The 8,906-nt window shown below is 29.5% G+C and carries 6 protein-coding genes; all 6 read right to left on the bottom strand.

Annotated features, from left to right (window positions below; all coding sequences use genetic code 11):
• Positions 1-175: 175 nt before the first annotated feature.
• Positions 176-1,390, bottom strand: coding sequence for a glycosyltransferase (locus AC061E_RS10250; protein WP_478286157.1), 1,215 nt, complete (start codon positions 1,388-1,390; stop codon positions 176-178).
• 3 nt (positions 1,391-1,393) lie between these two features.
• Complete coding sequence (locus tag AC061E_RS10255; RefSeq protein ID WP_478286158.1) at positions 1,394-2,770, bottom strand: FAD-binding oxidoreductase; 1,377 nt, start codon at positions 2,768-2,770, stop codon at positions 1,394-1,396.
• Positions 2,771-2,774: 4 nt separating this feature from the next.
• On the bottom strand, positions 2,775-3,890 hold the full coding sequence (locus AC061E_RS10260) for a 4-hydroxyphenylpyruvate dioxygenase family protein (RefSeq protein ID WP_478286159.1): 1,116 nt from the start codon (positions 3,888-3,890) through the stop codon (positions 2,775-2,777).
• Between the two features lie 10 nt (positions 3,891-3,900).
• Positions 3,901-5,220, bottom strand: a complete 1,320-nt coding sequence (locus AC061E_RS10265; protein WP_478286160.1) for an aminotransferase-like domain-containing protein — start codon at positions 5,218-5,220, stop codon at positions 3,901-3,903.
• Between the two features lie 52 nt (positions 5,221-5,272).
• Positions 5,273-5,539 (bottom strand): phosphopantetheine-binding protein, encoded by a 267-nt coding sequence (locus AC061E_RS10270; protein WP_478286192.1) that lies wholly within the window; start codon positions 5,537-5,539, stop codon positions 5,273-5,275.
• A gap of 237 nt (positions 5,540-5,776) precedes the next feature.
• Positions 5,777-8,905, bottom strand: a complete 3,129-nt coding sequence (locus AC061E_RS10275) for a non-ribosomal peptide synthetase (RefSeq protein WP_478286161.1) — start codon at positions 8,903-8,905, stop codon at positions 5,777-5,779.
• Position 8,906 lies beyond the last annotated feature (1 nt).

Raw genomic sequence — 8,906 nt, forward strand, 5'->3', positions numbered from 1 at the left:
TAATTAGTTTTGATGATAATCTTTCGTCTGTCTGAGTGAACCAAGCTTTTTAGAGTTTGTATTAGAACAAAAGAATATTATTAATTTTTTTATTAAGTTGTCCTATGTCTTCCAATTTAGTTGTTTTTTGTACAATACTATAATATTGATTTTAACTCATAAAACTATTTTTTTTTTAAATAGAAAAGGAATCATATACAATTTCATTTAAAAGTTTTACTTCAATTTTCAAATTCTCTTGTTGAATAAAAAGCTCATTTAATTTATTTAAATTGTTTTTTATTGTAGTATTTTCAATTAGACTTGTAACTTTATTTATCAATTGTTCCATTTCAACGTGGTTAACATCCATTTCATCACCTATCTGATTTTCTCTTATCAACATTGCATTTTCATATTGATCTCTTCCCATTGGAAAAGCCAACATTGGTACCTTTACATTTATAGCTTCTTTGATACTTCCTCCCCCTCCGTGTGTGATAAAAAGTTGTGCACTCTTTAAAACCTGTAATTGCGGTACCCAATTCATAAAAGTAATATTAGGTATATTTTTCTCTTCTATGTTCAATGCTTGCTCAAAATCACTATTTATAGACAGAATCAGATGATGATTAAGAAGTGCTTTTTCTTGCATCATCGCTATTAATAACTTGTAGAATTTTATGCTTTTTTCTTTATAAATATTTGACTGAGAACCTAATGATCCATATATTATTTTTTGTTTTTTTATTCGATTTAAAAGAGAAGACAATTTTTTGTCTTCTAGTTTTTCAGCACGAATATAAGGTCCTATAAAAAAAGTTCGATTATCATGTTTTATATTACCAAGTAAAATATCTAGCGGAAAATGATACAGAAAATGATAATTAACACATTCATCTATTTTTGTTTGATCAAAATTTGGACATTCTTTTTTTAAGAACTCATAAATTTTAAGGGGTAATAATCCTGAGAAATTCGAGAATTCCGCTTCTAAAAAGTCTTTAAATTGATTTAAAGGTCCCTTTTCTAAAATTTTTAATTCTGGAGCATTAGAAACAACAAATAATGGAACCTTATATTTTAAGGATAATAAAAATGCTTCCCATGGTAAAAAAAGAGTTGAAACAATGAGACAGGGGCTAAACTCTTCAATTAAATAATCCAAATGCCCATCAATAATTGAAAAATTGTAATTACTACTTCTTTTATTGTCGTTAATCAATTCTACTTTTGTATCTGCATTCTGAAAAATCACTAAATTCTTAAAACCTTCATCAATTATTAGTTGATGTTGTTTTTCAAATGTGATATAAATTGGGGTGTAACCTGAATCCATAAAATTGTCTGCCATCTTAAAGGTAGGGAAAATATGACCCGCTTCTGCATCCATTAAAAAGAAAATATTCATTGTTTAAATAATTATACTGTTTTTATCAAATAATGCTCTAATATCATTCATTATATTTAGCTGATTTGTCGACAAGGCATCTTCTAAATACGGGAGATTAATTTTACCTATTCCGTGTTCTCCTGATATTGTACCTCCCAATTCTAATGCTTTTAAGAAAATTGCTTTTACCCATACAACAATATTAACTTCCCATTGTTCAATGGTTTGTTTTTTATTTTGAAAGATATTGACATGAAAATTACCATCTCCAACATGTCCAAAAACCGTATAATTAAAATTAAATTTATTGGCTATAATGACAATTGCCTTATACATTTCATCAATTTTAGAACAAGGCACAACAATATCAACATCTCTAAAAAAAGTGTGATGTATTACAGCTTCTCCAACTTTTGAACGCATTTTCCATAATGCTTTTACTTCGCTTGGATTATCCGCTACACGAATTTCCTCTTCTGTATATTGATTAATGTGTTGGCTAATTTTCAAAGCTTCATCTAAGAGTTTGTCTGAATAATCTCCCTCTATCTCTATCCATAGAATTCCTTCCGTCGTCGATTTTATATGGTACGAATTGTCTAAATATTGTGATACTAATTTAAAGCCAACTCCATCAATAAATTCAATACTTGAAGCTGAGTACCCTTTTGCAAAGAATTGCTGAACGCATATAAATAAATTATCAATTTTAGAAAAAGGAGCCATTAACACTAATTCTTTCATTGGGGGCACTAATTTTAAAACGACTTTGGTAATAACTCCTAAAGTTCCTTCGCTTCCACTAAATAATTGAGTAAGATTATACCCTGTTGAATTTTTACTCACATTCTTTCCTGTCCAAATTATACGTCCGTCAGGGAGTACTACTTCTAAATTAACGACAAAGTTTTTAGTAGTCCCGTATTTTAATGATTTTGGACTACCGCTGGATACAGCAACGTTACCACCTATAAAACAAGAATCTGCACTACTAATATTTTGCGGAAAATTTAACCCTTCTTTTAAAACAGCATCTTTTACATCCTTAGTAATCACACCGGACTCAACTATAGCAATTCGATCAACCTTATTAATTTCAATAATTTTGTTTAGTCTTTCTAAAGAAAGTATAATCCCAGAATGAACAGATAATGCTCCACCACTTACCCCTGTACCTCCTCCTCTAACCGTTATCGCAGTTTTTGTTTCATTACAAATTGCAATAATTTTAGAAATTTCCTGAGTGTTTTTGGGTAATACTACTGCAGAAGGGATAGTTTCTTTATTAGAAGTGCAGTCTTTAGAATATTTATATAAAAGATCTGGTTTAGTTATTAAATATTTAGTTCCAACTATAGCCCTGATTTGGTCTAAAATACTAAGCTTATTTTCTATCATTATACTAATATTGCCTTTTTAGTTTTAATTCTTGTTCCATAGCGTCAAATAGTGCATGAATATTATCTAGTCCAAAACCATTATAATCATTTACACGTTGTACGATTTCATAAAAAAATGTAGCTCTATCTCCTATTGGGACAGTAAAAATTTGAAACAATAAGGCACCATCTACCACATCACATAATACTCCATGTTTTCTTAGAATATCGACATCCAATTGTGGGTGTTTTTTTTCAAGTTTATCATAATATGATTCAGGATATTTTGTAAACTTCACACCATTTTCTCTTAGAGCTTCTACTGATTTAAATATATTATTAGACTCAAAAGCAATATGTTGTATTCCAGTACCATAGTTTTGATCAATAAATAACTGTACTTGTGTATTTACTCCATGTTCTGGCTCGACTAAAACATTATTTATAGATTTGTTTTCGGATTGTAATACTTTTAAAAGCATTCCTATTTTCTTTCCATTTTCTTGTCTTTCATCAAATTCTAAAACTGTTTTTGATAGAAAAATATTATTGAAATAATTTTCCCAAAGTGTAATTTCATTTAAACGTAAGGCACAAGCTATATGATCAATTTTCTTTAATGCAGAATCTTTATAATCAAAATCCCATTCTTTTTCAACGTTTTTATAACCTGGAAGAAAATCTCCATTGTAATTGTCATAATTAATTAAAACAATTTCATTATCATCGAACATTTTTAATGAGGCCTGTTCTACAAAACCCATATCATCTGATGTTAAATGTGGATGTTCTATTGGTATTGCGCCATTTTTCATAGCTCTTCCAAAGAATTCCTTTACATTATCAACATTAATAGCCATTCTCTTAATTCCATTTCCATGTAAGTCTACAAATGATACTATTTTATAGGAACTAGGTTGTGATGCAGATGTGATTACAAGTTTTATATCATTCTTAACAATATAATATGAACAACGATCTTTAACACCCGTTTCTGGACCAGCATAAGCGATTACTTTAAAACCTAATGCTTTTACATGCCAGTAAACAACCATTTTTGCCATACCTACATAATACTCTATAAAATCGTACTCTATTTTTAAAAGATCAGATACTATTATTTCATTTTTGCTTTTCATCGTTTAACTCTTATTGGTTGTTTATTTTTGTTTCTATAAAATTTGCTAGTCGTTCTATGCCTATTTTCATCTCTTCTAGAGAGAGATTACTGAATGCTAATCGTAATTCTTTTTCTCCGCCTTCATCTAAGTAAAAAAAAGACATGGGCGTAAAAATGACTTTAAATCTTTCTGCACAATCCCATACATCTTGTTTTGTAACATGAAAAGGAAGCATTATTTTAATAAAAAAACCACCTTCTGGTTTATTCCATTTTATATGTTTAGCCCAAGTATATTTTTCAGTATCGAAAGTCTGTTCAAGACATTTTAAGAGGTGATCTCTCTTTGTTTTCATGCCAAGTATTTTTTCTTGATTTAGTTCTTTCAGAGAATATTTATTCTGCCTTAACAACCCACCAAACATGGCTTGAATTATTGATGGCGTATTTACTGTGATGTATCCTTTTGTCTTTGCCATTAAATCACTCAATCTCACTATTTCCCCGTTAACAGATATTGATTGAGTTACTACCATTATTGAAAGACGTAGGGAAGGATATAAAGTTTTTGAAAGTGATCTTAAGTAAATAACTCTATTGCTTTTGTCTAATGATTTTAGGGAAGGATATTCCTTGTCTTCATATGAAAAATCGCCATAGGCATTATCTTCAAAAATTAAAAAATTATAGGTTTCGGCTAATTCTAATAATCGATATCTATTTGCTAAAGACATTGCTATTCCTGTAGGGTTTTGGAAATTTGGAATAACATATACTACTTTAACATTTTTATCTATACTACGGTAGTACTGAATTTTTTCTTCTATTTTTTCTAATGAAATACCTTCGGAAGTAACAGGAATTCCGTCTATATCATATCCGTTAATTTTCGAAAAATGTGTTATTCCAACATAGGCTGGATCTTCTACTAAGATAATATCTTTGTCTTTATCACATACAGTCATTATCCCCATTGCAATACTTTCCTGCGCGCCAACAGTAATTATTGTATCTTCAGGATCGGCTTGTATAGATTCGTCTATCAATAGATATTTTGCTATTTCATTATTTATTATCCCTTTAGTTCTATTATATTGTCCTAAATCGTTTAGAACTTCTTTTTCTGTTATTCCCTTATCTAAAGCTACTGTTTTTATAAAAAAATTGAGGTATTCTGAAAATTTTTCAATATTAAAATAATTGGCATCAGGACGCCCGGATGCAAATGAGATTGCTTTTGGATATTGTAATTGAACTTCGTTAAGGAAACCCATAACATCTTCGCCTAAATTGGTCAATAGTGGATTTACGACATCATATGTATGAGTCGAAAGAGTTTTTTCAATCATATTTAGTATTTATTTAAAACGGTATTTAGAATTGATATCATTGTTCAGCTTTTTATATGATATAATTTTCAAAATCACTTTCTTCTAGTTCTTCCGTGTTTACCCATATCATTTTGTCTATCTCATCAGACAGGTGTTCTATTGTTAGATTATTAAATATTGTTAACAGATTAAGCCTTAAATTAAATTCTCTGTGGATATTACTAATTACTCTTGTAGCTTTTAAGCTACGCCATCCTAAATCAAATAAATTATCTTTTATTCCGATTTTATCAACTTCCAGGATTTGTTTCCAAAATTTAATTAGTTTTTTATCGATTTATTTCCTTGGCTCAACATATTTAACATGCGTTTGCATTTCAATATCTTTAAAAAATTATTTTTTAAGATCAATCTTATCATTAGTATTTATTTTAATTGAAAAAATGTGATGGCATAATCTTTATTAAGGATCTTGTATGTAAATTTCAGTTTTATTATTAGGCTTGCCTATGATATTCCCTTTCATTACTCTCCAACTCTTTTATTATTTTGCTTGGCCTCGGTCTTTTAATTTTCATATAACAATATCATCTGTTTCTACACCTTTACTATTTATAGCCGTATTAACCCAAATTACATTATCTATTTCATTAGATAAATCTCCTAAAATAGGTGCTTCAAATAATAGAGATATATTAAATTCTACTTGAAAATGTTTATAAATTTCTGCAATTAAACGTGTCGCTTTTAAACTATGTCCTCCTAACTCAAAGAAGTTATCGGTTATACCTATTTTTTCTATTCCTAATACCTCTTGCCAGATCTCTGCTAATTTCTCTTCGGTTTCGTTTCTTGGAGCTACATATTCTCTTTTAATAATGTCTTCACCTGAGATGCTCGGCAGGGCCTTTCTATCTATTTTTCCATTTGAAGTTAAGGGTAGGTTTTCTAATATGACATAAAAACCCGGAACCATATAATCAGGTAGTCTGCTTTGTACAAAATTTCGCAATTCTAATTTATCTACATTGATGTTCGATACTAGATAAGCTACCAATACTTTCTCCTGATTGTTTTCTTTTACTTCAACAACTACTTGTTTTAAATCCTCTGAATACTGCGAAATGGTATTCTCTATCTCTCCAAGCTCAATTCTGTATCCGCGTATTTTTACTTGCTGATCTTTTCTACCTAAAAACTCAATATTACCGTCGGCTAACCAACAACCTAAATCTCCAGTTTTGTATATTCTACCGCTTAAATCAAATGGGTTTTTGATAAATTTTTCTTCTGTTAACTCTAGTTGATTTATATAACCTCTTGTAACTCCGTCACCTCCTACACATATTTCCCCTACTATTCCCAATCCACAAGCTTGATTATACTCATCAAGAATATATATACTTGAATTTGGATTAGGACTTCCTATTAAGGCTCCGTTGTATTCATTATCTTTTGAAGTACTATGATAATGATGAGCCGTAACAAATATCGTACTCTCTGTTGGCCCATAAAGTTCGTGTATGGCTGCATTTGGAAAGACTTCTCTCATTTCTTTTAGAATACTTGTAGGAACTGCATCTCCTCCTATAAACAGGTTATTAATTCCTTGAAATTGATACTGCGTATTTGTGCTTTTTATATAATGCAATACTTGAGTCATTAACGCCGGTACAGCATGAAATGCATTTGCCTTTTTCATGCATTGCGTTAAATAATTTATGTCTTTAATGTTATTATTGCTTAAAATTGTAACTGTTCCTCCTGTCGCTAAAGGATATAACAATTCAAATAAAGAAATATCAAAGGCATTAGATGATAATAATGGTAATCTTAATTTTTCAATACTAAATTCTTTTTTGCAACTTTCAATAAACGACACTATATTTTTATGTTCAACCATTACACCTTTGGGTTTTCCTGTAGTTCCCGATGTATAAATAATATAAGCTAAATCATTTTGTAACAATCTTATTTTAAAATCATTATGTAATGGCCATATTTCGGTTTTATTTTTAAACTGGCTTATTTTTTCTTCATCGATTATCACTTTACAGTTACAATCTTCTACAATAAATTGAATTCTTTCTTTTGGATAATTTATATCAACAGGAACATATACTCCACCAGATTTTAATATTCCTAACAAGGCTATAATAATCCATTCTGTCTTCTCTAGTTTAACAACAACAGTGTCTCCTAACCCAATTTCATAATTACTTTTTAAATAATGAGCGAATTGATTAGATTTTTCTTCTAATGTTTTATATGTTATGCTTTTGTCTTCATAAACCACCGCAATTTCATTAGGTGTTTTTTTTGTATATTCTTCTAAAAGAGTAATTAGATTATTTGCTTTATTATTTACTAATGTATCATTATTAAAATCTATTATTATTTGTTGCTTTTCTTCTTTTGAGACATAATCTAGTGTGTGAATAATAATATTAGGATCTTTGGCAATGGCTTCAATACAATTTTTAAAATGCGCTTTTAATCTTTCTATTACTAAAGCATCATAGATTTGACCATTATAAGTAAACCTGATGTCTAAACTATCCTTTCCTGGAACAACAGCAATTGTAAAATCATAATTATTATGCTCATAAATTTCAGATTCTAATACTGAAAATTCCTGTTCTGACTCAACTATTAAATTATCATCTATAGGAAAATTTTCAAAGACTAAAATATGATCAAATAAATCTCTTCCTAAATCACTCTCTCCTAATACGTCACTTAATTGAATGTAATGATGATAGGTACTGTTAATTGACTGCTGCATAACTTGTTTAAAAAGTTCTTTTGCTGTCATATTCTTTTGCGATTGTATACGAACAGGAATTGTGTTTATAAATAGTCCTATTATTTTTTCAACCCCTATTATTTCAGCTGGTCTACCAGATACTACAGAACCGAAAACAACATCATTAGTTCCATTATATTTTCCTAAAAGAATCCCCCAAATTGTTTGAATAAAAATGTTTTCTGTTATTCCCAGATTCGCACAAACATGCTCTATTTCATTTCTTACTGATCCTTCAATTTTTAAAGTAATTTCTTTAGAAACAGATCCTTTACTGGCCACTGTTTTTTTAGGAGGTGAACTTTTGGTTTCATAATTTAATAAATAGTTTTTCCAATATTCTTTTGATTTGGACACATCTACTTTTTCGAGCCATTGTATATATTTCGAATAAGGAACAACTTGATCTAATACTGGTTTTTTATTGATCTTTAAATCATTATAAATCTGAAAAAAATCTTTAATTAAAATACTTATACACCATCCGTCCATTAAAATATGGTGTTGGCTCCAAACCAATTCGTATGTTTCGGTTTCTATTTTCAAAATACTTATTCGCATTTGTGAGCCTCTGCTCAAATCAAATCCTTTATTTCTATCTTTTTCCTTAAACTCTTGAAAGGAAAAGTCTGGAATTAAGCTTACATCTTCATAAGAAAATGTTGACTCTCCTACTTTTTTAACCACCTGCAGAACTTCTTCTCCAAATTTATGGGTAAAAAAAGTTCTTAGAGCGGCATGTCTATCAACCAAAACTTCATAGCTTTTTTCTAGTAAAGCTATATCTAAACATCCTTTTAACCGATAGCTTACTTGCTCAAAGTAGGATGTTGGAGAGGCTAACCAATGATAATACATTCCCTTTTGTAAAGGACTTAACGGATATACATCTTCCATT

This window comes from Flavobacterium sp. GNP011 (genome assembly GCF_056428925.1).